The 24,770-nt window shown below is 46.9% G+C and carries 28 protein-coding genes and 1 tRNA gene; 22 read left to right on the forward strand and 7 right to left on the reverse strand.

Annotated features, from left to right (window positions below; genetic code table 11):
* Positions 1 to 11: 11 nt before the first annotated feature.
* The gene (locus GWP40_RS01660; protein ID WP_212565786.1) at positions 12 to 668 is read right to left on the reverse strand and encodes an MBL fold metallo-hydrolase; all 657 of its coding nucleotides are present in this window, start codon (positions 666 to 668) and stop codon (positions 12 to 14) included.
* A 207-nt stretch (positions 669 to 875) separates the two neighbouring features.
* Positions 876 to 1,085, reverse strand: coding sequence for a 30S ribosomal protein S21 (rpsU, locus tag GWP40_RS01665; RefSeq protein WP_006188264.1), 210 nt, complete (start codon positions 1,083 to 1,085; stop codon positions 876 to 878).
* A 387-nt stretch (positions 1,086 to 1,472) separates the two neighbouring features.
* Here rpsU and GWP40_RS01670 point away from each other — a divergent pair, with 387 nt between their 5' ends.
* From GWP40_RS01670 to GWP40_RS01700, 7 genes are all read left to right on the forward strand, one after another.
* Positions 1,473 to 3,560 (forward strand): methyl-accepting chemotaxis protein, encoded by a 2,088-nt coding sequence (locus GWP40_RS01670; protein ID WP_212565787.1) that lies wholly within the window; start codon positions 1,473 to 1,475, stop codon positions 3,558 to 3,560.
* A 215-nt stretch (positions 3,561 to 3,775) separates the two neighbouring features.
* Positions 3,776 to 4,774, forward strand: coding sequence for a VWA domain-containing protein (locus GWP40_RS01675; protein WP_212565788.1), 999 nt, complete (start codon positions 3,776 to 3,778; stop codon positions 4,772 to 4,774).
* On the forward strand, positions 4,774 to 5,736 hold the full coding sequence (locus GWP40_RS01680) for a vWA domain-containing protein (protein ID WP_212565789.1): 963 nt from the start codon (positions 4,774 to 4,776) through the stop codon (positions 5,734 to 5,736). Before GWP40_RS01675 ends, GWP40_RS01680 begins: the two co-directional genes overlap by 1 nt.
* A gap of 79 nt (positions 5,737 to 5,815) precedes the next feature.
* The gene (locus GWP40_RS01685) at positions 5,816 to 6,412 is read left to right on the forward strand and encodes a tetratricopeptide repeat protein (protein ID WP_230974531.1); all 597 of its coding nucleotides are present in this window, start codon (positions 5,816 to 5,818) and stop codon (positions 6,410 to 6,412) included.
* Positions 6,364 to 8,040, forward strand: coding sequence for an SH3 domain-containing protein (locus GWP40_RS01690; protein ID WP_212565790.1), 1,677 nt, complete (start codon positions 6,364 to 6,366; stop codon positions 8,038 to 8,040). Before GWP40_RS01685 ends, GWP40_RS01690 begins: the two co-directional genes overlap by 49 nt.
* 92 nt (positions 8,041 to 8,132) lie before the next feature.
* Entirely contained in the window at positions 8,133 to 8,363 is a 231-nt protein-coding gene (locus GWP40_RS01695; RefSeq protein WP_212565791.1) for a hypothetical protein, read from the forward strand.
* 281 nt (positions 8,364 to 8,644) lie between these two features.
* Positions 8,645 to 8,717, forward strand: a tRNA-Lys gene (locus tag GWP40_RS01700).
* Between the two features lie 51 nt (positions 8,718 to 8,768).
* Here the strand turns inward: GWP40_RS01700 and GWP40_RS01705 are convergent.
* The 5 genes from GWP40_RS01705 to GWP40_RS01720 are packed head-to-tail and all read right to left on the reverse strand — an operon-like array spanning position 8,769 to position 11,565.
* On the reverse strand, positions 8,769 to 9,062 hold the full coding sequence (locus tag GWP40_RS01705; RefSeq protein WP_212565792.1) for a hypothetical protein: 294 nt from the start codon (positions 9,060 to 9,062) through the stop codon (positions 8,769 to 8,771).
* A 33-nt stretch (positions 9,063 to 9,095) separates the two neighbouring features.
* A complete protein-coding gene (locus GWP40_RS01710) occupies positions 9,096 to 9,620 on the reverse strand; it encodes a 4'-phosphopantetheinyl transferase family protein (protein WP_230974532.1) in 525 nt (174 codons plus the stop codon).
* 19 nt (positions 9,621 to 9,639) lie between these two features.
* Positions 9,640 to 10,518, reverse strand: a complete 879-nt coding sequence (gene yqeB, locus GWP40_RS01715; protein ID WP_230974651.1) for a selenium-dependent molybdenum cofactor biosynthesis protein YqeB — start codon at positions 10,516 to 10,518, stop codon at positions 9,640 to 9,642.
* Positions 10,400 to 11,167 (reverse strand): selenium cofactor biosynthesis protein YqeC, encoded by a 768-nt coding sequence (gene yqeC / locus GWP40_RS12530; RefSeq protein ID WP_230974533.1) that lies wholly within the window; start codon positions 11,165 to 11,167, stop codon positions 10,400 to 10,402. The genes yqeB and yqeC overlap by 119 nt, the downstream gene beginning before the upstream one ends.
* A complete protein-coding gene (locus tag GWP40_RS01720) occupies positions 11,152 to 11,565 on the reverse strand; it encodes a hypothetical protein (RefSeq protein ID WP_212565794.1) in 414 nt (137 codons plus the stop codon). The genes yqeC and GWP40_RS01720 overlap by 16 nt, the downstream gene beginning before the upstream one ends.
* A 61-nt stretch (positions 11,566 to 11,626) precedes the next feature.
* On the opposite strand from GWP40_RS01720, the gene rsmI reads away from it, so the two are divergent.
* From rsmI to GWP40_RS13535, 15 genes are all read left to right on the forward strand, one after another.
* Positions 11,627 to 12,301, forward strand: coding sequence for a 16S rRNA (cytidine(1402)-2'-O)-methyltransferase (gene rsmI / locus GWP40_RS01725; protein WP_212565795.1), 675 nt, complete (start codon positions 11,627 to 11,629; stop codon positions 12,299 to 12,301).
* Positions 12,302 to 12,348: 47 nt separating this feature from the next.
* Entirely contained in the window at positions 12,349 to 12,633 is a 285-nt protein-coding gene (locus GWP40_RS01730) for a flagellar biosynthesis anti-sigma factor FlgM (protein ID WP_212565796.1), read from the forward strand.
* Positions 12,634 to 12,737: 104 nt separating this feature from the next.
* A complete protein-coding gene (locus GWP40_RS01735) occupies positions 12,738 to 13,886 on the forward strand; it encodes an iron-containing alcohol dehydrogenase (protein WP_212565797.1) in 1,149 nt (382 codons plus the stop codon).
* A 3-nt stretch (positions 13,887 to 13,889) separates the two neighbouring features.
* On the forward strand, positions 13,890 to 14,804 hold the full coding sequence (locus tag GWP40_RS01740; RefSeq protein WP_212565798.1) for a TrmH family RNA methyltransferase: 915 nt from the start codon (positions 13,890 to 13,892) through the stop codon (positions 14,802 to 14,804).
* 34 nt (positions 14,805 to 14,838) lie between these two features.
* Entirely contained in the window at positions 14,839 to 15,324 is a 486-nt protein-coding gene (locus GWP40_RS01745; RefSeq protein ID WP_212565799.1) for a divergent PAP2 family protein, read from the forward strand.
* 3 nt (positions 15,325 to 15,327) lie between these two features.
* On the forward strand, positions 15,328 to 16,785 hold the full coding sequence (locus GWP40_RS01750; protein ID WP_212565800.1) for a hypothetical protein: 1,458 nt from the start codon (positions 15,328 to 15,330) through the stop codon (positions 16,783 to 16,785).
* Complete coding sequence (locus tag GWP40_RS01755; RefSeq protein ID WP_212565801.1) at positions 16,782 to 18,059, forward strand: 4Fe-4S dicluster domain-containing protein; 1,278 nt, start codon at positions 16,782 to 16,784, stop codon at positions 18,057 to 18,059. Before GWP40_RS01750 ends, GWP40_RS01755 begins: the two co-directional genes overlap by 4 nt.
* Positions 18,049 to 19,071 carry an RnfABCDGE type electron transport complex subunit D gene (locus GWP40_RS01760; protein WP_212565802.1) on the forward strand — a complete coding sequence of 341 codons (1,023 nt, stop codon included), beginning with the start codon at positions 18,049 to 18,051 and terminating at the stop codon, positions 19,069 to 19,071. Before GWP40_RS01755 ends, GWP40_RS01760 begins: the two co-directional genes overlap by 11 nt.
* Positions 19,068 to 19,535, forward strand: a complete 468-nt coding sequence (locus GWP40_RS01765) for a hypothetical protein (protein WP_212565803.1) — start codon at positions 19,068 to 19,070, stop codon at positions 19,533 to 19,535. The genes GWP40_RS01760 and GWP40_RS01765 overlap by 4 nt, the downstream gene beginning before the upstream one ends.
* A 2-nt stretch (positions 19,536 to 19,537) precedes the next feature.
* Complete coding sequence (locus tag GWP40_RS01770; RefSeq protein WP_212565804.1) at positions 19,538 to 20,134, forward strand: hypothetical protein; 597 nt, start codon at positions 19,538 to 19,540, stop codon at positions 20,132 to 20,134.
* A gap of 11 nt (positions 20,135 to 20,145) precedes the next feature.
* Positions 20,146 to 20,709, forward strand: coding sequence for a hypothetical protein (locus GWP40_RS01775; RefSeq protein WP_212565805.1), 564 nt, complete (start codon positions 20,146 to 20,148; stop codon positions 20,707 to 20,709).
* A 137-nt stretch (positions 20,710 to 20,846) separates the two neighbouring features.
* A complete protein-coding gene (locus GWP40_RS01780) occupies positions 20,847 to 21,470 on the forward strand; it encodes a TP0733 family outer membrane beta-barrel protein (protein ID WP_212565806.1) in 624 nt (207 codons plus the stop codon).
* A 241-nt stretch (positions 21,471 to 21,711) separates the two neighbouring features.
* Positions 21,712 to 22,509: a hypothetical protein gene (locus GWP40_RS01785; RefSeq protein WP_230974534.1), complete on the forward strand. Its 798-nt coding sequence runs from the start codon at positions 21,712 to 21,714 to the stop codon at positions 22,507 to 22,509.
* Positions 22,502 to 24,457, forward strand: coding sequence for an AAA family ATPase (locus tag GWP40_RS01790; protein ID WP_414162753.1), 1,956 nt, complete (start codon positions 22,502 to 22,504; stop codon positions 24,455 to 24,457). Before GWP40_RS01785 ends, GWP40_RS01790 begins: the two co-directional genes overlap by 8 nt.
* A complete protein-coding gene (locus GWP40_RS13535; RefSeq protein ID WP_230974535.1) occupies positions 24,420 to 24,737 on the forward strand; it encodes a hypothetical protein in 318 nt (105 codons plus the stop codon). The genes GWP40_RS01790 and GWP40_RS13535 overlap by 38 nt, the downstream gene beginning before the upstream one ends.
* Positions 24,738 to 24,770 lie beyond the last annotated feature (33 nt).

Below are 24,770 nucleotides of genomic sequence, written 5' to 3' on the forward strand. Positions count from 1 at the left end.
CGGGAGCGCGGTTACACGTATGCTCCTTGATATTTTTTTTCAAATTCGATCGTTGTGATGGAACCGTGTCCCGGATACACTTGCGTATTTTCCGGTAGTTCATTAAAAAGCCGCTTGAGCGACTGGCATATCTGCATTTCATTGCCGCCAAGCAAATCGGTTCTGCCGCGGGAGCCGTAGAAAAGGGTATCCCCGCTAAAAAGGATACCTGCTTCTTTGTTCCATAGGCAAACCGACCCTTGCGTATGGCCCGGAGTATGCAGCACGGTAAAGCCGCTTACGCTGTCCCCTTCTTTATAAAAATCCGTCGGTTCCGGAAGCGGATTTTTTTCCAGCGGCTCAATTAATTTTTCGGCATGAAGCGGTCCAAAACTTTTAAAATGGGTTGCCGTACCGGCTGTTCCGAGGTATGCGGCATCATTTTCGTGAATCCACAAGCGGTAGTCGGGATACTTTCGCACTAAGGCCGGCAAGCCGCCGACATGATCAAAGTGTCCGTGCGTCAGCATAATTTCGAGGTGAGTAGGATTAAGTTCATATAGATATTGGGATAATTCGGGGTCAAATCCGCCCGGATCGATTATGGCGACACTTTCTTTGCTCAACGGGAATACCCATGTATTAACCATAAGGTAGCCGGTTTCAAACTTTTCTATTGAATATTCCATGATAAAGTCCTTTTACAAGCTTTGAGGAGAGTTGAGAATAGTATAGGCGATTTTATGGATTAAAACAATCATAACGGGCAAACACATCAGACTGTTTTTGAAAGTATATGGGCGGCTTTTTTGCAGAAAACTTACAAAGCCGATTGTCAATCCATTATAAACAAAATTCAGAATCGATAAATCGGCTTTGCTGTTGATTGTTAAAAATTAATATGATTTTGAATCATACGATTTGCGGTTTTTTTTCATTAACTTGCGCTGAAGAGCTTTCTTCTTTCTATTTAAAATAGTAGAGGGCTTTTCATAATATTCACGCTTTTTCCACTCGCGGATAATCCCTTCTTTTTCAACTTGGCGCTTAAAGCGCTTAATCGCTTTTTCAAGGTTTTCGGAATCATCGATAACGATACTTGCCACTTACAGAATCACCTCCAATGGATTATATCCTTAGTATCTTGTTGTACGATAACGATTTTATATTCTTCTGTCAAGCAGGCGGTTTTGACGGAGGACGGTTTTGATACCGTGAGTATTTTCAAAAATTCAAAAATTCGTGCTTGACTTCTACAGTAGATCAATATACACTTAAAGTATACCGATCCTATCGGTAGCGGCTCAATAAATAATGGATAAATTTTATGGAGCTGTACATTTCAAAAACAAGGCTCTTCTAAAGACACCTGTCTTTTAGATATGTCCGCTTGAGTTTATTGCAAATAGTCATAGTACAAATCGGCAGAAAAAAAGTTTCACAGAGAGAATACCATTCGGGCAGGGAAACCGGAGAATATTAGGAGAGATACTATGTCCATACGCTCTAAACTTACGCTTTTTATGATGATTGCCGTACTCGTTACTGCTTCGCTCAGCCTTACCTTTATGGTATTATCGGTTCGCAGAAAATTCGAGCAGCGTTTTTATGAAGACAGCAAAGCAATGCTGGATTCGGCGGCAATCAATTTAGAAGTCGCTTTTACCAGAGGCTTTGCTGCTGCGCAGAATTGGTCGGAAAATTATAATCTGATCAGCTGGGTTGAACAGGGACAGCCGGAAGGAAATCTGAAAAGCGATGTGATGCGGGATTTTCAGAAACTTGCTGCAAAAGAAAATATTATTTCGGTCTTTATTGCCGGTGCACAGACACAAACCAATTATATGTCGGATGCAAATAGAGTAATACAAGTAGGAAAATTGGATTCCGGAAATACTTCGGATGCTTGGTTTTATACTACTTTACAGCTTAAAGATCCCATCACGTTTTTTATCAATAAAAATAAAGAGACCGGACTAACCGGCTTATGGATTAATGCGCAGGTTTTCGATGCGCAAAAACAAATTATCGGTGTTGCTGGCGTCGGACTGAGCTTGGACACTTCTATAAAGAGTTTAAAGCAGGCGGTACCGAGCGATCATTCAACGCTTTATTTGGTCGACTCTAATGAAAATATTGTAATTTCATCAAATGATGACGTGTTCGGTAAGCATTTACAGGATTATATCCCTGCCGAAGCGCAATCGGTGCAGGGATTTCCTCATCTTGGTTCGTGGCATGAAAATCAAACCGGAAAAATGATTTATGCAAAAAGAGCGGCCTCTAGAGATTTCCCTTATACGATTGTGTTGACGGCGCCGATTAAAGACTTTTTACCGTCTGTTTTCAGTATTGTGCTGGATTCTACGGTTGCAATAATCATAATGCTGCTTTTGGTGTCGCTGCTGATTGCACTGAATGCGCGGAGTACCTCAAAACGGATTATCGATATTGGGGGCGTGTTAGGGTCACTTGCGCAAGGAAATCTGACCGTACAAGCGGATACCCATAAGGATGAAATAGGTCAAATCGGTAATTATTTGAATCATACAACGGGTACGATGCGGAAGTTATTTAAACAAGTCAAAGATGAAGCGCATAATATGACGAGCATCGGTGAAAATCTTTTTCTGGAGATGCAAAAGGCGGACGGTGCTATTACTCAGATTGCAAGTGAAATAGACAGTCTCCATGCTACAGCTGATAATCAAGCACATAGTGTTTCGGAAACATCCAGTGCTATCGCACAAATTATTGAAGCTATACGTGAATTAAATACGTCGATTGAGGGACAATCTTCCGATGTCAGCGATGTTTCCTCTGCGGTAGAGCAAATGGTTGCAAATATCCAAGCAGTTACTGCGAGCGTGCAAAAGGCAAATACGGCGCTTCAGTCACTTTCGTCGGCAACAGTCGACGGTAAAAATACCCTTGTGGAGACAAATGCCATTTCGCAAAAGATTGCAGAACAATCGGGCAGTTTGCTTGAAGCTTCAAATGTCATTGAAAATATCGCCTCGCAAACAAATCTGTTGGCAATGAATGCTGCGATTGAGGCTGCTCACGCCGGAGAGACAGGAAAGGGGTTTGCTGTTGTCGCCGATGAGATACGGAAACTGGCAGAAGAATCGAGCGCACAAGGAAAAACCATCAGCGGAACTCTAAAGATGATAACCGCCGAGATAGATCAACTGGTAAAGGCAGCCTCACTGGCGGTAGAAAAATTTACCGTTATTTCGGGGCATACTGATGCAGTACAGGAATCGGCCTCTATGGTTGCATTTTCGATGACGGAGCAGTCAAAAGCCGGTAAAGAAGTGCTGACTTCCATGCAGGATATAAATGCGGTAACGCAATCGGTTCAGCAAGGCTCTGCCGAAATCTCCGGCGGGAGTGAAAAGGTTATGGATGAGGTACGAAACTTAGATAAAGTTACGCAAACCCTTCAAAGCCGTATGGAAGAAATGGCTTCAAATTTTATGCAGATTAACGATGCCATCTACGGAGTAAAGTCATTTACGGAACGAAATAAAGAAAGCATCAATCGATTGGTTGATGAAATCGGGAAATTCAAAGTGTAAGTATTGCTCATAAATTCGCTTTATTTAACAATTCTCTTTTCGCGCTCTTGGCGGATATGGGGGGGATTCTCGTAGGTTACCAAGTTTAGCAAGATCAGTATTTTCAGCGATTTGAATAATCTGCATATCTATGAAGCTTTGTCATGGATGCAATGCGTACCCTTGCATAAACGCACACAGACCCGTAAAATTACCCCCGTGATAAGGACATCCGTGTGCTGAATTTTCAACGACCGCTTTCTTTTTTCCTCCTGCTGTTACTGCCGACTTTTGTACTGCTCCGGCGGACGGGGAGATTGCAAGCGGTATCGATATCGCTGCCGCTCGGAAATTGGAACGGATTTGTTCCAGAAAAAAATCTGCGGGTGTATCTTGTGCACCGTATCTCCCAGTACACCCTTGCGGCAGCCTTTGTGTTCGCCGTTGCAGCGCTTGCGGAACCGGTACGGCAAACTTCCGAAGCGATGTATGCCGGTTCGGGACAGGCGCTGATGTTTGTCATCGACACCAGCCCCTCGATGGCGGCACAGGACATGGGAACACAGACACGGCTTGAGGCGGCGAAGCAGATTATCAAGTCTTTTGCGGAAAAGTACGAAGGTGATTCGTTGGGTCTTACCGCGCTGGGAAGTTCCGCCGCCGTACTCATTCCACCGACAATCGATCGGCACACGTTTCTGACTCGGTTGGATCAACTGCAAGTCGGTGAATTCGGTGACGGAACGGCAATCGGTATGGGGCTTGCCTCTGCCGTGCTGCATCTGACACAGTATTCCACGATCCCCTCACATATCATTCTCTTTACCGACGGAGATAACAACACCGGAGAGGTGCATCCCCGCGCTGCTGCGGATATCATCAAGCATAAAAAAATCGGATTCTACATTATCGGGTTGGGAAAGTCGGGATATGCGCCGGTTAAGTATATTGATCCGATTCAAAAAAAAGAAATTTCCGGTACGCTCAACACCGTGTTTAATGAAGCGGAGTTACAAAAAATCGCCGGTTACGGTAACGGCCGCTATTTTTCGGCACAGTCACCCGAATTATTAACGGATATTTTTAATCGATTTATTCAAAAAATACCGGCGACGCCTCCTTCAATGACAATGCGTAAATACGCGTACCTTGACGGGCTGTTTTTATTGATTGCAATGAGCTGCGCGGTAGGAGCATGGCTGCTCCGCAGAATCGGAATGCAGGCGGTGTCATAATGATTGAATTTGAAAAACCGTTTTTCCTGTTGTTCATCATTGCTATTCTGCCTGCCTGCGCCGTTACGCTGTATCGCATAAAAAAATTAAAAGAAAGCTACGCTGCGGCGGGAGAGATTCACGCCATTATACGGACACTGCGAATCCGAATGGCGCTTTGGAGCATCGGCTGGCTGTTTCTCAGTATTGCTGCAGCAGTACCGCTCTGGGGCACAAAACAAACCACCGTAGTCAAACACGGAAATGCGGTCATCTTTGCCGTCGATATTTCGCGCAGTATGACCGTCGCCGACATCACACCGAACCGGCTCGAATTTGCAAAGCGGTATGTTTCCTTTTTGATAGAACGCTTGCCGGAAACTGCCTGCGGACTCGTTACGATAAAGGGACTGGGTACGCTTGCCGTACCGTTGAGTTTTAATCATCAGAGTGTACTGACCGCAGCGGAAACGCTGTCGCCGTTCAATGCAACCTCGGCAGGCAGTAATCTTGAACACGGGCTGCGTGTCGCATTGGAGGCATTCCCCGAAAATCGATTAACCGGAAAAACGGTTGTGCTATGTACCGACGGCGGTGAAACAATCGGTTCGGTGCCGCGTATTCTTCCGCGGTATCGACAGGAAAATGTTCAACTGATTATCATCGGCTTTGGAACGGAAACAGGCGGCACACTCTCCATCCTGAATGAAAAACACGAATCGGTCGTGCAAAAAAGTGCGTTGGAGGAAGCTATTCTTAAACGCTATGCGGAGCAAGCCTTAAACGGAAGTTTTTATATTTCCGCTGGCGACCTCGGTTCGGCTCAGAAGGTGTTGCAATCGCTGACGGAAGGCGATACCGAAAGCGAGAAAATACGATATGTGCAAAAACCGGTACGGCGGACATTCGAGTGTACGGCGATGGCGCTCCTCTTTTTTTGTCTCGGTCTTTGTGCGGGAGGTATCCGTGCTAAAAAAATGTAGACGTCCGGCTGCCGTCATATCACCCATATCATCACGTTCAACATTATTATCATCGTTATGTAGATCATCATTTTTGTCGGTGAGTTTTATTTTTTTATTGATGACGATGTTTGCCCTATTGGGATGCAGCGCAGAACAGCAAACCAAAATTGCACACGTAAAAGGAACACTCGCATGGATGCGGAGCGATTGGAACGATGCCGTGTTGTATTTTTATGAGGCTGAAAGTTTAGCGGCGGAATTATCCGATGAGACCATAAAACCGTACACGGATTTTGCGCTTGCCTCTTCATATCTGATGCAGGGAGAAGATGAGGCTGCGTCCGGAAAATTACAAAATGGTTTCGAAACCGCTCCGGATATTTTACGGGCGCATCGGTTTTATCAACAAGGCATTATTGCGTTTCATGCAAAGGATTATGCGGAAGCGGTGACATTGTTCCGAAAATCATTGGAACTGTCCGGCCGCGATACGGCGGCTAAGATTAATTACGAGTTGAGCAAAAAGTTGAGCGACACACAGCGGGAGATGCAGCATCAAGCTCCGCAAAATGCTACCGAAGATCCCGAGGCCGATCTGACGGATTCGATTATCTTAGATATTATTCGCAAAAGAGAGCAAACCGAATGGAAAAAAACACAGCGCGAATCGGAACCGGCGATAAACGATTATTAGGACTTTTAGTATGCAGGCTAGTCGCGAAGACGGCAACACTCTTTTTTTTCTTTTGTGCAGCCGCAATCCTCTATGGGCAGCAAAGCGATTATGCTAAGCATTTTATTGAACTCAAAATAGACGGTACCGAATTATCAATTGATCGTGAATTTGAAATTGAAGTTATCATCAAACGAGAAGCTCCGTATTTGCAGAAGAATAATGGCAATACGCCGCGATTTATCCTCGAGCGGGAGAACGATACGGCAGAGCTGATACAGAGCAGCGCGATCCCCGAACGGGACGGTCTACACCTACGCTATCGGTATCGTTTTAACAAAACAGGCAGGTTCCGATTCGAGCCGGAACTGCAATGGAAACGGCAAACGGTCGAGCTGACACCGCTGGATATAACCGTACACCGGCCGCGGCTTTCGGAGCATACGCCGTTTGTGTGGACGCTGTATTCTTCAAGCGGTCTGCCGATTGCGGACGGCGCAGCCCTTGAACAAGGCACCGAATACATCCTGTGTTTAACCGCAGCCTTTTATTCGGCAGGATATACCGAGCGTTACCGGCATGCTTTACAAACCGCCTCTGAGCAAGCAGAATACTCCCACCTCGAAGCGCCCCGTTCCGAAGCCGGTCGATCAGGAGTTTTCGGTTCTGCAGGAATCGGCTCCGAATCAGCCCAACCACAAGATGGCCGAAGGGGCGCCGCGCTTCGGGATATGCACAGTGAGCTGCCGTTACCGGCTGAAATAGTCCGTATCGAATGCGCTCCTTCCGAAAGCGCCGCGCTGAAACCGCTTACACTCACAGAACTGCCGTTCGATGCGGCTGTTTTAATAAACTCGGCGGCTTTGTCAAATACTGCCCTGTCTAATACCGGCAGCTCCGAGACCGATGACGAGCGCTATGTTCTTGCCGCCTTTAGTTTGATACCCTTGCGGATAGGCGTTCAAAGCCTTCCTCAAGCGCAGATATTTTTTACGGCGGGCGGAAAAGCATTCAGCACTCCTGCTGCCTACCGCATCGACCGGCAGGCAATTACGGAGGCTACCGATAAAAGCGGCGCGGGCGGCTTCACCGCCGCTGCGTTTCAGGCGCTCCCGCCTGAAACGCAGTACAGCGGCAGCACTATGACCGAGCAAGAAAAAAGCACCGCGGCAAAGCAAATAGCCGACTACCGTAAGCAGGAAGCTGCGGCACTTTTTTCTCCCGCAATCCGCCGTGAACGCAGAAAGTTGGAAGCTGCGTTGGAGATTGCGCATCCGCTGCCGCTGTATCCGCGCCTGCTCGGTATTCTAACGGCGGCAATCTCCGGCTTACTGCTGATCGGTGCGGCAGTGTGCGGTTTCCGCAATAAAAAGCGGTTTATGCTGCTCTGTATCATCCTTGCATTGTGCAGCGGAAGCCTCACCGCCGTACTGTTCCGGCTCATAGTGCGGCCGCAGGGCGTGTGTATTGAGGACACCGGCGAAATAGCGGTGCGGCGTATACCGGAACATACCGGTAGTATCGTGCACCGGCTTTCGGCAGGTGAAAGTGTTATCATCATGCGCAAGGCGCCGCAATGGTACTACATTAAAACCGCCGTCGGGGTTACCGGCTGGATACCGCTGCAATCGGTTATCCGATACAATTAAGTCGGGGTTGTTGATTCGCGCGTCGGGGTATGTTGATTTCTCTCCTAAAAAATGATAGAAAGAATAAGCATTGCTTTTTACAGGAGATTTTTATGAAATGTAGATTTTGTGAGCAAGATATAAAACCGGTCGGTCATAACTTAGTATCAGCGACCGGTGATATTGTTTGTACCAAGAACCCGACAAAAAAGCATATTGCCGTATATGACGGTGTTCACTGTATTCATTGCGGACGTCAAATAAGCATTCTCGGTGATAGAATTGTTACCTCAGCAGGAATAAGTTGTCCGGCATCCCCATCAGGACGCCATGTTGTAAAATAGCGGGAAAAAGGCAGGGGGGCAAGTTCTCGGCACCCCGTCTTTAACATAAAAATCGGTAACAGGAATACCGAAATAAAAGTAAATCTGTTCGGAAACTTCCGTTTCTGAACAGGTTACCTTGAAATGCGATGTTCTAAATTGTGCGATGCAAGAGTTCATCGACCTATTCGAAACACAGTTATCGAATAGGTCTAGTATTTATAGCTCTCGGCATTTTAAAAAAAAAGGCTATTGACATAGCAATCAATATCCTATATACTCGCCCTGTTATTTCAAGATATGGGCTATTAGCTCAGTAGGTAGAGCAACGCCCTTTTAAGGCGTGGGTCGATGGTTCGAATCCATCATAGCTCAAAAAAAGACTGCAAAACTATTTGTAGTCTTTTTTTTACACGTTCGGCAATTTTAGGATTTATCTTTTCCATTACGCTGCCGTTCCGAGCGGATAAATGCCGACAGAATACTGAAAAGCGCAATCGCATGAGCGACGATAAAGATACCGATGCTGTTTTCGTAGAGGCGCCAACTGCGGATTGCATTTAATCCGACACAAATAATGCCGGATATATATACAACACGTTCCAACCAGCGCATCGGCAGCTTGTTTTTTGCCGCCCGTACAAGATTGATAATCCATGCCGTCAACATGATAAGCAAGAGCGCACCGATAGCGCAAAGCATCACAGTATTTTCTTTCATAGAGTACCTTCTTAATTTCCTTGTAAAGGGACCTTATAAACCGAAACCGGTTGTATATTTTTTTCCGCACAAGGAGATGACTACATCGTTCACCGTCAACGTATAGAGACTGCGGCGAATAGGACAAGATAAAACATCTACACTTTTGGGTGAGCGGTAAAAGCCTTCCCCCGTATATTTGAGATATGCTTCCTTTTGTGTCCACAACTCGTAAAATCGTTGATCAAACAGCTCCATATTTTGGTAAAGATAGCTGTTTTCGGCATCGGTAAAACAGCGGCTTGCAACATTCGGTTTTGCAGCGCGCAACCGCTCAATATCAGCGCCGATTTCACTATCGGATAGCGCAATGAGGCACACTCCATGCGTATATGATAAACTGAAATACAGCGCTCCATCTTTTAGGTACGGCTTTCCGTATTTTCCGTATTCAAACAAAAGCTGCACAGGACAATGCGGAATCCGCTCAGCAAGTATGGTTTTCAGCAATCCCTTTGCCAGTGTGCGCTCTTGTTCAGAGGATAATCCCTTATGCCGGCAAATCCACAGCTCCGTCATTGTCGTATAGACATTCGTCTTATGGCACAATACCGCGGGAAAGCAGCGCCGTCAATACTGCCCCGCCGAGTGCGCGCGCCTTGTCGGAAATGGTAAAGCAGTTGTTCAATTCGGTAAGGCGCGGGTCTATATCCGCCATTTTGAGTCCGCTGCGGACGGTAAACCTGTCGGGCAGCATGCCTCGGATTATCCCATTAAGCGAAGCGGCAACATCAGTAACGCTGCCGTCCGCGCGTATGATGCGGGCAATAGTTTCGCCGCGGGTAACCGAGTCGCCGATATCATGTATAACACGCAGCGTGCCTGCCGCCGGTGCATGGATAACCCTCAAGGCGCTTTCTCCGCCGACCAGCCCCGGAACGCCGGTATTGGGGAGCGCCGTTCCTTGATAAATGAGCCGTCCTAAATTATGCCCGCGCATAGTTTCGATAACGATGTGTGCGTCCCTTTCGGCGGTAAAGCCCGGTCCCAGCGCAATGACCAACGGCGCCATATCGAGGCGCGTTCCGTAATTTTTCTTTGCGATGATGGCATCCACAACGGCGGCAGGCTGCAATACACTGATCAACTCTCCCGTAGGGTCAACCGCAATGGGGATAAAGCTTGACCGGTTTGCTTTGGAGCCGACAGCAGCGCCGGTTCCGACCGCAATCGATTCCGTACCGGATCGAGTACCTGCTTCACTGTCCTTTGCAGACAGAATCCCTGCGGCATGCTCTTTTGCAATCAGGCGCGCTTCGATTCCTTCTATTGTGCAATGCCCAAGCCTAACAGCCTCACTAAACGCAACGGTACGGCGGATGGCGGAAGGGTTTTCGGTTTCCAGTGCAAGGACACGAAAACCTGAGGTATGGATTGCTGCCAGTACCCCGCTGGCCAAATCTCCTGCCCCGCGCACGATAATAAGCGGTGCGGATTGCTTCATGTTCGCTCCTCGGCGCAATACAGAGTACAAAACAAGTACCGCGCGCCTTCAAAAAAAGACCGTTTGGGTGAAAAACCGCTTGCATAATATGGGTAAGTCGCAGCGGTCTATTCATCTTTGCGGAAGTAATGTTCAAAAATCGTTCCGTTCGGTGTACCCACGTTTCATTCACCGGCTTGCCGAGCGTCCGCGTCGAAATAAGCCCAACCGTCTTTGTGGTACGGGGGTGGATGACGGGTTCGGTATCGTTCCACCCCTTGACCGCCCGCCGTTTACTGCCGTCCGCTTCAATTAGAACTACATCGTAATTATCACAGAGACTATCGATTACTTCTAACGGCGGTGCGCTCAGCTTTTCTCCCGTCTCCATACCGAAAAAGGACACGGCGGAATCAAGCCGCTCCTTTTCGCGTATCCCCATCTTTGTCGTAGTCGTTACCGCGACGTGTAATCCCCGCGCTGCGAGTTCATTTGCAGTGGTAATTATGGATGTGGTTTTTCCGCCGCTCCCGATAAAAGATACGACATCGCCGCGGCAGATATGGAGTTTTTTCGTAAGGGGGCATATACTTTTGCGATTAAAATTGCGGATACGGCATCGTCGGTTTATGCGTGCCGACATACTTTACATCCGAGGATACGGACGTGCTTATCCGTTTTACTACGGTCAAATAGCCGTGCAATGAGGTATGAATCGGTTGGAACGGGGGCTTTACACACGGGACAAAAACGATCTGCGTCGGGTTCTATCATCGGATAACAGTGAGGACATCCATAGATTGAACATAATCGGTCGGTTCCTTCCGATGGATAAACCTTTGTTTTTAGCTGTTCCCCTTTCTTTAATACGGTACAGCAAATAGGGCAGACGCCGGGCGCGCCCGGTTTTCCTTTCGGTAAATATTCTGCATCTCCTGTTTTTCTACTTTTGAAAGTAAATAAAAAATAAGCGACACCCATTAATAATATACCGATAAATACCAATATGAACCATGAAAGCGGCGAAAGAAACGTACCCATACCAATAAGATACACGATTCATGGACTTGCGGCAACCTATAAAACACAGTATACTTTTATAGTGGCATCGTTATATGTAGTCGGAACACCAATTGGAAATTTAGGCGATATTACAGTACGGGCATTGGAAATTTTCAAAACGGCTGACTATATTGCCTGCGAAGATACACGGCATACGTTGGGGCTTTTAACTCATTTTGAGATACGGAAGCCGCTTATTTCGTGCCGTTCGCAGAATGAAGCGGATGCCGCCCAGAAAATTATCGGCCTATTGGCTGACGGCAAGAATGTCGCGTATGCGAGCGATGCAGGAACTCCGGCCTTGAGCGACCCCGGAGCCATTCTCGTTAAGCTGGTGCGTGAGGCAGGGTATCCTATTGTACCCATCCCGGGCGCTTCCGCATTTGCGGTTATGGTCAGCATTGCAGGAACGTGCGACTCGTCGGTGCTTTTTGAAGGTTTTTTATCCCCTAAACAAGGGCGGAGAAAACGGCGGCTGCAGGAACTTTTTGATATGCACACGGGCTTCGTACTCTACGAATCTCCGTTCAGAATTATCAAGCTGTTACAAGATATTGCCGATATTGATAGCAAGAGGCTGGTTGTTGTCGGCCGTGAGTTGACCAAACTGCATGAAGAAATTTTATCCGGTGAGGTATCGGATATTTTACATACATTACAGGAGCGGCAATCGATAAAAGGCGAGTTTTCGGTTTTTGTATCCGGAAAGGCTTAATTTTTTCGATAAAAATGCCGATAAAAGCTATGGAAGGCGGAAAAAACATGACAATTGATAGACTAAACGGAATTGAGCCTGTAAAACCTGTACAACCTATTCAACGGACGCAAAGGACTGAAGTATTCGGTAAAACGGATGCCGTTTCCGTTTCAAATGAAGCGCGGGTATTATCAGATGCAAATATCGCATTGGAAGCGGTGAGAAATGCACCTGATATTCGTGAAGATAAGGTTGCCGAGGTAAAGAAAAAGTTCGCGGATCCTTCATATATAAATAATGCTCTCTTGGAACTCGTTGCTGACAAGATATTAGACGATTACGGTCTCTAAAAGCGTGCAGCGGCACAATCAAATGGTATTGTGTCGTTTCAACGCAGTTTTAATCGCTCATATATTTTCTTCTAAAAAATCTGAAATAAAGGCGGAATACGAGTATGTCTAATTTTACCTTTAAGCTTACATCAAATATTATCCTCGGAAGTTACTCCATAGCAAAAATAGGTGCGGAAGCCGTTCAATTTGGAAAAAAATTCTTATTTATTGTTGATCCGTTGCTGCACGAAACCGGTATTGCAAAAAAAATTATTGACGCATTGGAAGAAAGGGATATATCCGTTCTTGTATTTGACGGCGTAAAACGTTCCGCCGACTCGGATATCATTGAAAACGCATTAAGTCTTGCCCGCGGAGTCTTTGTCGATGCCGTTATTGCCTCAGGCGGTATGGGACCGGTCGCAGTTGGTCGTGCCGTTGCCTCGTTATACAATGAAAGCGGTTCCATCTATGATTTTATCGAAGGGAAGCCTTGTGCGGCGGAACCGCTTCCGTTCATTGAAGTTCCCGCTACTTGCCGCGAACCGTTCACTTTTACACCGTTCAGTCCGATTGTTGACGCTCGTTCACGAAAAATTCATTTATTAAAAGTGCGGAAGGATCTCTGTAAGCTCTGCGTATTCGATACCGCTTGCTATTCAAATCTTGCACCAAATGCAACGACGGCAACTATTCTTCAAGGCGTCGGCATTGCGTTTGAAGGCTATACCTCTTCAAAAACAAACTTTTTGTCGGAAACGATTTTAGGGAAAGCAATCGACCGCTTTTTGTTGTCGCTTGATCCGCAGCACGGACGTTCTACCGGCGCTTCCCGCGAAACGGTTATTGCAGAAGCGGCCTGTTTAACTGCTATCGGTATTTCTTTTTCCAGCCCGGGATTAGGGAGCGCCATCGCACTCGCCTGTGCAAGCCGCTATAATATTTCCAGCTCGGTAGTCGGAACAATCCTTTTACCGTATATCCTTACGAATGCGCAAACATCGAATCTCGACAAACTCCTAAAAATCGGACGGATGCTGAATGTTGATACGCGCGGTGTCGATCCGCTGTACGTCGCAAAGGATGCTATCGAAGAAATCCGCCGCCGTTTGGCTCAAGCTAATCTGCCCACTCGTTTGAAGGATATCGGTTTATCTATTGAGCAGCTGGTTGCTATTTCCGAAGATACCGTTTCGCTGAGTTTTATGAACTATATCCCCAAGCCGATGCGGAGCGATGATGTGTTTGAGCTGCTTAAACAAGCGTATTAACGCATGATTGAGCTTTTTAAGCTTATCCGGCTTCCTAATACCCAAAAGATACGTAAGATTATCAAAATTCTTGAGATACTTGAAGTTGAATGCGTTGTCGTTTCGCCGGATTTACCGTATTCAGCTGTTCTGCTTTCTTGCGATTCATTTTACGTTGAAGGGCTTTGCGCGCACCTTGCGTCAATCTATCCTTCCGATCCTGTTATTACCACTGCCGTTAAAACGTATACGTCCGCCTTACACGCGGAAACGCTGACCGCCGGAGATTACCGTGTACTGTTTAATACGCTGCGTCATGCGCTGTACCGGCAAAGCGACGTACAGCCTTCCGAATGGGATTTAATCGCTCCGGGGCTGCGCTACGGTACCGCCATACCAAAGCACGATATTGCTGCGCTGAATGTGTCACTGCCATACACTGAAACACAGACTGACGCGCCCCCTCCGGCACTTCCTGTACCGCGCCCGTTTTATCCGGGGGTCTATGTGTATGCCGAAGATATCCGTGCACCCTTTAACCTCGGCTCCATATTTCGTACCGCGGAGGCTTTCGGCGCAGAGAAATTACTGCTGTCGGAGGACTGCGTTTCGCCGGAACAACCTCGTGCGCAGCGCTCGGCGATGGGGTGCATCCGCTTTTTGCCGTGGGAGTATTGTCCGCTTGAAGCTCTGCCTGCCGACCTTCCCGTCTTTGCGCTTGAAACAGGCGGCACTCCGATTACCTCTTTTTCTTTCCCCAAGCAAGGTGTTGTACTGCTCGGCTCCGAAGAACTGGGACTCAGCGCGGAAGCTCTCAAAAGCGTTTCCGCCGGTATTGTCAGCATTCCAATGAAGGGCATCAAAGCCTCGCTCAATGTCGCAGTCGCATTCGGCATCCTCATGCAATACTGGACGGCTTCTTTAAAAGACAGTGCTTGACAAAAGCTGTTAATTGTACAAAACTGTCCACAAGATGCAGGTTTTTTTTACACAAGTTAAGATTGTAGCCCAAAACCCGATTTTTTTAGCAGCCATTACAAGCTGGCTTTTGAGTCAATTTATCAAAACATTCATCGGATTTTGCGGATCATCAGTACATTCTCTGCCGGTCTTTTTCGACTTATTGGTATGGCGCACGGGTGGTATGCCCTCAAGCCACTCTGCTCTTGTGACGGCTCTCTCGACTACAATCGGTTTTAAACAGGGCGTTTCTTCGGATTTATTTATTTTTTCTATTTTTTCTGCGATGATTGTTATTAGGGACGCAATGGGAGTTCGCCGCTCAAGTGGACTTCAAGCAAAAATGTTAAACGAAGTAGGCGCAAAAATGGCCGAAATAATGAATACATCTTTTAAGCCTGTCAAAGAAGTTCAAGGCCATACCCCTGTTGAAGTTTTTGCCGGTATGATTCTCGGTGTTGTAATCGGAAGTTATTTTTCACTCTATTATACAGTATAACCCATGAAGCGGCTGAACGGTTTTTTATATTTCTTGTCGGCGTTCATCGCAACCGGAATCCTCTTGCTTTTTATCATCTTTCCTCTCCGTTTTTATGCTCCTACATGGGACGGATATCGGATAGCAGCGGTTCCCTGCTCGGATGATATTGAACCCTATATCTCTGCTGCAGAGGAAGTCGGCATCTCGGGTACCGCATCGGAGTTTTCCGTTTCGAGCCGCTTTTCATTACTAGGAACCGGTCGGCATGAACGCTTTCCGTTTACCGATACCGAACGCTATACTCGATGGTTCCGCGATGATGACGGCGGATACCAATATCTTTATCTTCCGTATACTTCGATTTTTAAATACCTTTCGTTCTATTTTTCACTCTACGGTAAACGAGCGCATTTTTTTCTTGAAGCCGCTATTCCATATAGTCCGATACAAGGACTTCTTGCGCTTATTCTGTTTGCCTACTGCATTGCCAATTCCCGTAAAAAACTGCTGTTTTTTGCCGCTGCGTTCAGCTTTGTCTGCTATGCATTCTGCGTTAAAAGCAGTTTATCATCCGCGACTGCTCTTTTAAGCATATTAACCGCTGCATACTGGCTTGAGGCGCTGGAAAATGAACTGGCAATCCCATGGAAGCAGCTTAAAGAACGGATTAAGCATAACAGGTTTATGCTCGTTCTTCCTGCGGCTCCGCTGTTGACTGCGGTCATCGATGGCATCGTTCCCCTTTGCTTTTTCTTGTTGGCGTTGCTGTTATCGGCAGGTATGCTCTTTTCAGTGCACAGCTTTTTGCAGATAAGAGAAACGTATCTGGAGCGATACCGCCAACATCCTTCGTTAAAGCTGTTTGCGATGCATCCGCAATCATGGGCACAGTTTTGGAATACTCGATATGCCATCAATGCAACCATACTGACCGGCGCCTTGCTATTTGTTTCCGCAGTTATCCCGCTTGTATTATCAACAAACCGTTTAAGCCCTGCTGCCGCTAAACTGAACGTGCCGCAGCCGGTTTCACGGTCGCCGATTCCGTTTACCGATTCAGGTTTTTTTACCGTGCAGGCATCGCGGCCGCAGGATTATCTCCCCGATTTAAGTAACTATATAGAAGATTATTGGTATACGGCGGCTTTACCTTATCTCAATGTTCATGAACCGTTACCGCCGCTTACCCCGAATATGCGGATATACTTTGATTCCTATCATGAGGATTCAGATGGAAAGCTGCATCGTGACGAAAGGGTTATATATTCCTTCGATACGGTGTTTATTCTCCGTGCATTAAGAAACGAGCGACTGGCGCTGCTCCCGTTAGAGAAGATGCTGATAGCTCAAGCCGGTTTTTCCGCTGCAGCCTATCGTCTTTTATATGTATCCACACTGAGTCCTGTTATTGCATTTTTTATTATCCTCGGCACGTTGTTATTTCCCTGTGTTCTGATTATAATGAGCAAAATACGATGATGGAATTTATACGATTTAAACGGGGACAACAGCAAGCAAAATATATCCGCTTGGATCCCCAATTCGAAGGAAATGCTTTTCTGCCGCAATATACGCTGGTACCGCTTGCATCAAAAACACAAACGAGTAGCCTTCCCTTAGTCTCCGTCGGAGATTTTGTGAATGAGGGACAGATGGTCGCTCGCGCAGGTAACAGCTTATCGGCGCACGTCCATGCCTCGGTTCCCGGCATTGTGTCGGGAATTGTTGACGCGCAGCTTCCAAATGGTCATTCATTCCGCGGACTTCATATCAAAACAGGGGGTGGCTTCAGCATACTGGGTAAACGACGCACTCCGTATCTGTGGAAACAAAGCGATCAAACAGGGCTTCTTCACTTCATCGACCTTGCCGGTTTAGTTAATACTTCAGGAGAAACGGTTTCTCTTGCAGAAGAGATCAGGATGGCTGTAAAGCAAGGTATAAAAACGCTTACCGTTATGCTTTACGATAAAGACCCTACCTGTATGCTGGATTCTTTTTTAGCCCGCCGGTTTATCCGCGAAGTCGCAGAAGGAATTGATATTATTGCTCATGCGGCAGGGGCTGCGAAAATTATCGTTGAAACAGGTATGGAAAAAAAAGACCGTGCCCTTTTTGATACGATCGGAACCGTTATTTCCGACCGCGATCTTGCGCATCTCACCGTTCCGCAAACCTATCCTGCAGGAAATGCCCATACCCGTTCAGCCGAAAAAGATGCTGTCGTGATCGACGCTTTGACTGCTTTGTCGGTTTATGAATCGGTGCAGCATAATCAACCGATGCTGACAACGTACTTACTCCTTACCGGCAAGACATTGGAACACGCCACGGTTATTAAAGTACGCATCGGTACACCGATCGGCCACCTCATAGAAGAATGCGGCGGCTTTAAAAGCAAAAATACGCATATCATTCTGAATGGCTTATTGCGTGGAACATTGGTTGACAGTTTAGACTTACCCGCCGGTAAGGGGATTAAATCGATCCACGCGGTCGGTACCGATATTGATATTCAACAACAACTGGACGAATGCACCCATTGCGGACAATGCCTGCGGAGCTGCCCCGCATATATCGACCCGATAAATACGGTACGCCGGATTCAAAGAAATCGGTACACTGCCGAAACGCTGCGCTCTATTGCGTTATGCAGCGGCTGTGCCTGTTGTTCGGCAGTATGTCCGGTGCGTATTCCGTTAAGCGCGATTATCAAATCGGCAGCAGAGAGAGGAGATAGTTATGCCGTATAACCGTACCATGCTTTCTCCTGCCCCCTACGTCTATACCGGTATGAATGCGCGGAATACGGCAATTCTGGTATTAAGTCTTTTATCGCTTCAGCTTATTGCTATGGGGATTATGCACGATTTTGCAAGCATCTTTCTGATCATAACTGCCGGAGCGGCTGCAACGCTTGTGTCTTTTCTTATCGGGTATCTGCAAGGTAGAATCCGCTTTGATATCCATGCGTTCGTAACCGGCTTATTGATAGGTTTTTTTCTGCCGGTTAATGGCGGTTTTGTTTTTAGCTTTTTAATCGCGTTTATGAGTTATTTTTTCAGCTGGGGTGTTTTCGGTGGAAAAGGTTCCTCATGGATTAATCCGGTTATGCTTGCTGCCTGCATTGCTGCAGTGTGCAAGCCCGATTGCTTTGTACAACCGGTCGCTCTTGATCGGATAATCTCCGGCGGTAGCGTTTTTGCAGCGCTGGAAGGCTCCGGTCTGTTGCAGACACCGGCAGATCAATATATAACTTCGATGTTTAATTCGACATTTCTGCATGGAGTTGATGTAACGCTGCCGGAAGGGTATATCGGACTGTTTCTTCATTATCCATCAACGGTACCGGCGTTCCGGTATAATCTCTTAACATTATGTTCTTCAATCGTACTGCTGTCAGTAAAAACGATTCATAAAACGCTGCCTTTTACATTTTTGCTCATTTATGGGCTGCTGGTATATCTATTTCCGTCCGCAGCGCAGGCAAGTGCATACGGACAGGGGGATATATTATCTGCGATATTGACGAGCGGTGCTCTTTTTTCGGCCTTTTTTGTCATGAACGACAGCGGCTCCATTCCCCGCTCATGGGAAGGGAGGTTTATCACCGGCATACTGACCGGTATTTTCGCGTTTTGTATTGCCGGTCCCGGCGCTATACCGGCTGGTATTCCTTTTGCCGTCTTATTTGCCGATTGCCTCACACCCCTCATCGAGTGGCTGGAAGCATATTTTTATAAAAGACGACGAGGTGCATTATGACCGATGCTGCAAAACACCTTTTAAAAAAATATGCCGCGCTTGCCGGAATTTTGCTTGTATTCTTAGCCTCATTTTTAGGGCTGTCGTATCTACGGAAAAAGGCGGATACCCGCTATCTGACCGCCGCTGCAGAAAAGCTTTGCCGTGCATATCCGGGTTTTAAAGGGCGGCAAATAACTGTTAGCTGGCTTGATAATACAGGTTTATCCGGTTTGCCGTTCAAAGCCGTATTATCCGCCTCATACTCCGGACGCGAAGCGTTTGTATTTATGCTTCCTCTAACCGGTAAGTACGGTGTTTATCCTGCAGTCTTTTTTTATGAACGCTCAATCGGTTGCGTCTTCTGCGGACTTGCAGGGATTGATGCTCTTCCGGTGCAGGCAGAGCGTTACGGGATAACGCCGTCAACCATTGCAATGTACCGAAATAGAATTGACATATTGATGAAGAAGCAGGAGGGATAGTTATGGTCAATAAATCGGTCGTCTTTTTTTTAGGTTTATGTCCGATCATCCCCCTCGCAGCCCATTTTGCTGAAGGCCTGATCTTTATTGCGGAATTTTGGTTCCTTTTGGCAGTCGGAATCGTAAGCAAGATGTTTATCGATTATTTTAAAATTGATAAGTTTTCTCATATTGTACTCTACCTTGATATTATTCTTGCGGCAGCATTATATGCACAAATCGTAGGGGTGATTTTTCCTGTTATGGCAATTAGCCTTGAAAGATACATCTATATGGTTGGATTTTCGTATATACTGATTATCAGTATCGGTATGTATGATTCAAGCCAATATCCGTTTGAAATGCCGATACTCTATTCAATTCTCTTAGCAGCTGTTTCGATATTGAGGGAACTTGTTGTGTTCGGTACGGTTTCTTTACCTATCCGCTCCGGCTTATTCAGCATTACACTTATCCCGTTTTCTTTGCCGCTTACATTTTTGGGGAGCAGCGCCGGTGTTCTTATGATGTTCGGCATCGCACTCTGGCTTTTCCGCAGTTTTCATAAGGGTGAACTTTTACCGTTTCAAACCGATGAATCATATCGAAGTCGGCTATAGGGAGACGCCGTATGTTTATTGCATCCTTAATCTTTTTTTATACTTTCCCTGCTTCATTAATTTTTTTGCATGGTATCGGCTTGGAGCGCCTTTCGATGAATGCGCGTTCAACCCGTGTGATTATTTCGTTTATTCTACGGGACGGCGCGATAATGCTTATTGCTGCGTCGCTCAGCCGGCTGCTTGAATTCTCTCTTTTATTACCGCTCGATATCGTCAGTATAACACCGGTTGTTGCATTGATAATTGTGTATCTGTGCGATTTGGTCTTATATCGAATACTTTTAAAACGTACGGAAAGCCGACTGATACGGGAGCGTTTGTTTTCCGGCGGTACTGTTATCTTTGCCCTCTATCAAGCTTTCACCTATATCGAATTGATTGCCATTGTGCTTAGCGCTTTGGCAAGTATGCTTGTCTGGTCGTTTATTCTCTGTGCCGTCAAACGGAGAGTTGAGGAAAGCAATGTGAGCGCTCAATGGAAAAATGCACCGCTATTACTGATTAGTATGGGGCTGATTGCATTAGCGCTCTATGCATGGGACATCGCTTGGTTAACGCCGGCGCTTCTGTAACTTATAGTATAGAGTGATTGTTTAACAGCGCCTTACAAGACAAGTTTGATATTGTTTTATCGGGAACCTCTAAAAATCCATATCTAAGTTTTTAGAGCGACCCAATCCCTTAAAATGAGATGGAGTTGAATTCCTTTATGAAACGTTGTTGGTTATTTTTCTTTTTTTCTGTTTTGATATGGAATATCTTTGCGCAAGAAGCTGCCGAAACTCAAGAACCGGAAACGCCGTCTGCGCAAGCCCCTATCACCGCTTATGTCTATGAACCGATTCGGAAGGGCGACCAGTTTATCCGCATGGGTTTACAGCTGGGTATACCGCTTTTTAATACCTCGCCGAATAAGTTTGCAATTAAAACTAATATCTATCCGGGCGGCAGCATCTTCCTCGGTTATACTCATTATCTGACGAAAGGGGTCTCGATCGGGGGTGATATTGCTTTTACCTTTCACTTAACACGCGGCAGCAATCTCTATTTTGCTATTCCTTTTACAATCAATTCAGGATATACCTTTGCAATCGACAAATTCCGTATTCCGCTCACTTTCGGGATCGGCGGTGATTTTCAGTCTTATAACGGTACACGGTATTTCAGCCTGTTCTTTAGACCGCAGGCGGGCGTTTTCTATCAGTATTCTCCTGAATGGTCGTTCGGCGGCGAATTATCATGGGATATTGTTCCGCAATGGTATAAAGACAAAAGCTTTAATCGTACTGGGAACTTCTTAAATATCGGTTTTGCCGCCCGGTATCACTTCTAAAAAAGGATGACATCTATGAAGAAAAGAATTTTTTGCAGTCGCTTTTGTAATTTCTGTCATAATTGGTTTATCAACATGTAAAAACTCTCCGATATTCGCTGCGATAGAGCAGGAGGTAAAACTCAATCCTGCTTCCGTTAAAGGATTAATCCGCGGAATAGTTGAGATTAGCAATACGTTATATGCTTCAAACGGAAAAATATATTACAAGGCAAAGGGAAACAGAGGAAAATGGTCGGAGATGAGCGGGTGCCCCTCGGGTCTTTGTACGGGGCTTGCCGCCGACGACACCAATAAGCTTCTCTATGCCGCATTCGGGCAAGGCGATACCTTTACGATTCATAAGTATGACACGACCGCTTCATCTTGGAGTAAGGTGTCCGGAGTGACAGCGCAGTCTGTTATTGGAACGAATATTGTGTTTGCAATTAAATCAGAAGAGAGCGGAAAGACAACAACCTATACGATAAGTACCATTGAGAATGGTGCGGTATCAAGCACATGGTCAAACGGAAAATTTCCGGTAGGCGCAGCACGTGAATACTGCTTGTTGGAAGACGGTCTTTACGATAAAACGGGTGCAAAGGTAGCCGGTTGTCCTTCATCGGGATTAAAAGGTATTTGTGAAGGCCCCTCAAGTTCTGTCTTCGTTTTTGACAATAGCAAGCTGTACTGTTACGACGGCAGTGCTTGGACAGACACCAAACATAAGGTAAGTGCCCCGCAAAGTATTACCTATTTGCCGAGCAAGCAGTTAGTGCTGATCAGCGGTATAAAGGGCTTTGGAGAAATTAAACTCGCAGGCGCTGATCTTACCGGTGCGCAATCGATTCAAGCGGGTTCTACAGATTCTTCTGTCCCGCCTGCGAATATTCATCAATATAATAACAGCGTCGGAAAATATACGATCAATCTCATCAAGGCGTTTGATACCGATACCGGTTATATCGTCTATGTCGGTGTAAACGATCCCAACGCGAAATATACCGGCTTGTGGGGACTCTATAAGCCGGAGCGAATAGAATGGAACCGTGAGTAAAGATTTATTCGAGACAGCAGCGGCGGCGGAACGGCTTCCGCTTGCTGCACGAATGCGCCCCCGCAGTCTTGACGAGTATATCGGTCAGGAACACATTGTCGGAAAAGGGAGGCTTTTAAGAAGAGCGATCCAAGCGGACAGGCTTTCGTCCGTTATCTTTTTCGGGCCGCCGGGGACGGGAAAAACAACCCTTGCTCAAGTTATTGCCAATCATACCAAAAGTAATTTTTTAAGTTTAAACGCCGTCCTTGCAGGTGTACAGCAGATACGCGATGCGATTGCATCGGCGGAACAATATAAAAAACTCTACGGAAAACCGACCATCCTCTTTGTCGATGAAGTACACCGATGGAACCGCGCCCAACAGGATGCTTTGCTGCCGTGGGTAGAAAACGGAACCGTTATCTTTATCGGTGCGACAACCGAAAATCCTTTTTTTGAAGTGAATAAAGCCTTAGTGAGTCGCAGTCGGGTATTTCAGCTCAAGGCGCTCACCGATGCCGATCTGTACCGGACGGTGGAACGATGCTTGCAGGATACGGAACGGGGCTACGGAAAGTGGAAGGTTTCTTTTACCGAAGGCGCATTGGAACACCTCGTCGAAACCGCCGCAGGAGATGCTCGCAGTCTCTTAAATGCGCTTGAGTTAGCCGTTGAAACCTCTGTTGATAACTGGCCGCCGCCTGCCGGTACGGAAATCATCATCGATATGCAGGCCGCTGAGGAAAGTATCCAGCAAAAAGCGGTACTCTACGATAAGGACGGCGATTACCACTACGATATCATCAGTGCCTTTATAAAATCCATCCGAGGGAGCGATCCCGATGCTGCGCTCTACTGGCTTGCCCGAATGGTGCGGGCAGGGGAGTCCCCTCACTTTATCTTTCGGCGTATGCTTATATCCGCTTGCGAGGATATCGGACTTGCCGATCCTCACGCGCTGACCGTTGTTACAAGCGCGGCGGCAGCCTTTGACCGTATCGGTTTGCCGGAGGGAAGGTATCATCTGACCCATGCGGCGCTGTATCTTGCGACATGTCCCAAATCGAACAGCTCGCTCGGTTTTTTTGACGCTCTCAAGGCGGTAGAAAAGGAACAGACCGAAGTGCCGAATCACCTGAAAGACGCAAACCGTGATGGAGAATCGCTCGGACACGGAGAAGGGTACCTGTATCCTCATGCCTACCGTGACCACTGGATTGCGCAGCAGTACTTACCCGATGAACTGGTCGGTAGGGTATTTTACACACCCGGATACACCGGCTATGAAGAAAAGATACGGAACGAGGTACTGGCAAAGCGGGAAACTCAGCTGGCTGCCATATATGAGGCTGCCGAGGGAAAGAAGGATGCCTTTACGGTTGAGGATTGGCAGGCACGGACGGAAGGCAGCAGCGCCGAAATACTGGAGCAGATACGGGACACCCTTATCGGGCTGGCAAACCTGTCCGCCGATGACCGCGTGTTGGTGTACAGGGCTGACGGGGGGCTTTTACTGTGGCCGAGTACCCGTATCACCCTTAACGGATGTACCGCAGGAATATTTGAACACCAAGAAGCCTTGCAATCCGCACAGCGGTATGCAGAAACCTTTGAATTTTTAAACCGTCCGATTATGACCATTATTCCAGCCTGTACCCACCCTAGTGAAAAAACACCTGCCGCTACTCAGCTCGATGAAAAAGCTGCGGCTTCGCCAGATGGTAAGGTTCTTTTTCCCGAACTGGCGTTTGATGCCGTCCTTTCGTATAATCCCGCTGCGACTGCGGACGGTTTTGCAGCGTTCTTTTCCCGTATCACGCAAGAGCACACCGGCGGCGCACGTATCTTATTTGCATTCCCGCTTCCACAACAGGGGCTGAGGCTGTCGGCACTGCTTCCGTCTGACGAAGCCGTAAATCGGTTTGCCGATGCCGAGGCCGCATTTTTTTTCCGACAGCCGAAATAAGCGTACCGCATGGACGGAGAATACCGTTGCGGATATCGCCGAAAAAGCAGGCTATCGCATACAGCTGCTGAAAAAAGTAGACTATCAGGAAAAGCGGCTGGTAACACAGGCGGAACTCGACCGTTGGTTCTCAGCTGAATCCGAATACGGCACGGCAATCCGCAAGGCTTTTGGTTCGGAAAAAGGAACGCTCGAAAAAATCATTCAGCAGCTGGAACAGCGGTGTAGAAAACCTGCCGTGTATACCCGCACCGTCGTATACATGAGCATTTCCCTTTAGAGGAACTCCACCATAACGGCGTTTTACCCAATC

The sequence above is a fragment of the Treponema vincentii genome, from assembly GCF_018336815.1.
Lineage (GTDB): Bacteria > Spirochaetota > Spirochaetia > Treponematales > Treponemataceae > Treponema.

Excerpts from the sequence above, each read along its gene's own strand:
- GWP40_RS01660 (WP_212565786.1), bottom strand. The coding sequence starts at position 668 with ATGGAATATTCAATAGAAAAGTTTGAAACCGGCTACCTTATGGTTAAT.
- GWP40_RS01670 (WP_212565787.1), top strand. The coding sequence starts at position 1,473 with ATGTCCATACGCTCTAAACTTACGCTTTTTATGATGATTGCCGTACTC.
- GWP40_RS01680 (WP_212565789.1), top strand. The coding sequence starts at position 4,774 with ATGATTGAATTTGAAAAACCGTTTTTCCTGTTGTTCATCATTGCTATT.
- GWP40_RS01690 (WP_212565790.1), top strand. The coding sequence starts at position 6,364 with ATGGAAAAAAACACAGCGCGAATCGGAACCGGCGATAAACGATTATTA.
- GWP40_RS01695 (WP_212565791.1), top strand. The coding sequence starts at position 8,133 with ATGAAATGTAGATTTTGTGAGCAAGATATAAAACCGGTCGGTCATAAC.
- GWP40_RS01705 (WP_212565792.1), bottom strand. The coding sequence starts at position 9,062 with ATGAAAGAAAATACTGTGATGCTTTGCGCTATCGGTGCGCTCTTGCTT.
- GWP40_RS01710 (WP_230974532.1), bottom strand. The coding sequence starts at position 9,620 with ATGACGGAGCTGTGGATTTGCCGGCATAAGGGATTATCCTCTGAACAA.
- yqeC (WP_230974533.1), bottom strand. The coding sequence starts at position 11,167 with ATGTCGGCACGCATAAACCGACGATGCCGTATCCGCAATTTTAATCGC.
- GWP40_RS01720 (WP_212565794.1), bottom strand. The coding sequence starts at position 11,565 with ATGGGTACGTTTCTTTCGCCGCTTTCATGGTTCATATTGGTATTTATC.
- GWP40_RS01730 (WP_212565796.1), top strand. The coding sequence starts at position 12,349 with ATGACAATTGATAGACTAAACGGAATTGAGCCTGTAAAACCTGTACAA.
- GWP40_RS01735 (WP_212565797.1), top strand. The coding sequence starts at position 12,738 with ATGTCTAATTTTACCTTTAAGCTTACATCAAATATTATCCTCGGAAGT.
- GWP40_RS01740 (WP_212565798.1), top strand. The coding sequence starts at position 13,890 with ATGATTGAGCTTTTTAAGCTTATCCGGCTTCCTAATACCCAAAAGATA.
- GWP40_RS01745 (WP_212565799.1), top strand. The coding sequence starts at position 14,839 with ATGCAGGTTTTTTTTACACAAGTTAAGATTGTAGCCCAAAACCCGATT.
- GWP40_RS01750 (WP_212565800.1), top strand. The coding sequence starts at position 15,328 with ATGAAGCGGCTGAACGGTTTTTTATATTTCTTGTCGGCGTTCATCGCA.
- GWP40_RS01755 (WP_212565801.1), top strand. The coding sequence starts at position 16,782 with ATGATGGAATTTATACGATTTAAACGGGGACAACAGCAAGCAAAATAT.
- GWP40_RS01760 (WP_212565802.1), top strand. The coding sequence starts at position 18,049 with ATGCCGTATAACCGTACCATGCTTTCTCCTGCCCCCTACGTCTATACC.
- GWP40_RS01765 (WP_212565803.1), top strand. The coding sequence starts at position 19,068 with ATGACCGATGCTGCAAAACACCTTTTAAAAAAATATGCCGCGCTTGCC.
- GWP40_RS01770 (WP_212565804.1), top strand. The coding sequence starts at position 19,538 with ATGGTCAATAAATCGGTCGTCTTTTTTTTAGGTTTATGTCCGATCATC.
- GWP40_RS01775 (WP_212565805.1), top strand. The coding sequence starts at position 20,146 with ATGTTTATTGCATCCTTAATCTTTTTTTATACTTTCCCTGCTTCATTA.
- GWP40_RS01780 (WP_212565806.1), top strand. The coding sequence starts at position 20,847 with ATGAAACGTTGTTGGTTATTTTTCTTTTTTTCTGTTTTGATATGGAAT.
- GWP40_RS01785 (WP_230974534.1), top strand. The coding sequence starts at position 21,712 with ATGAGCGGGTGCCCCTCGGGTCTTTGTACGGGGCTTGCCGCCGACGAC.
- GWP40_RS13535 (WP_230974535.1), top strand. The coding sequence starts at position 24,420 with ATGCCGAGGCCGCATTTTTTTTCCGACAGCCGAAATAAGCGTACCGCA.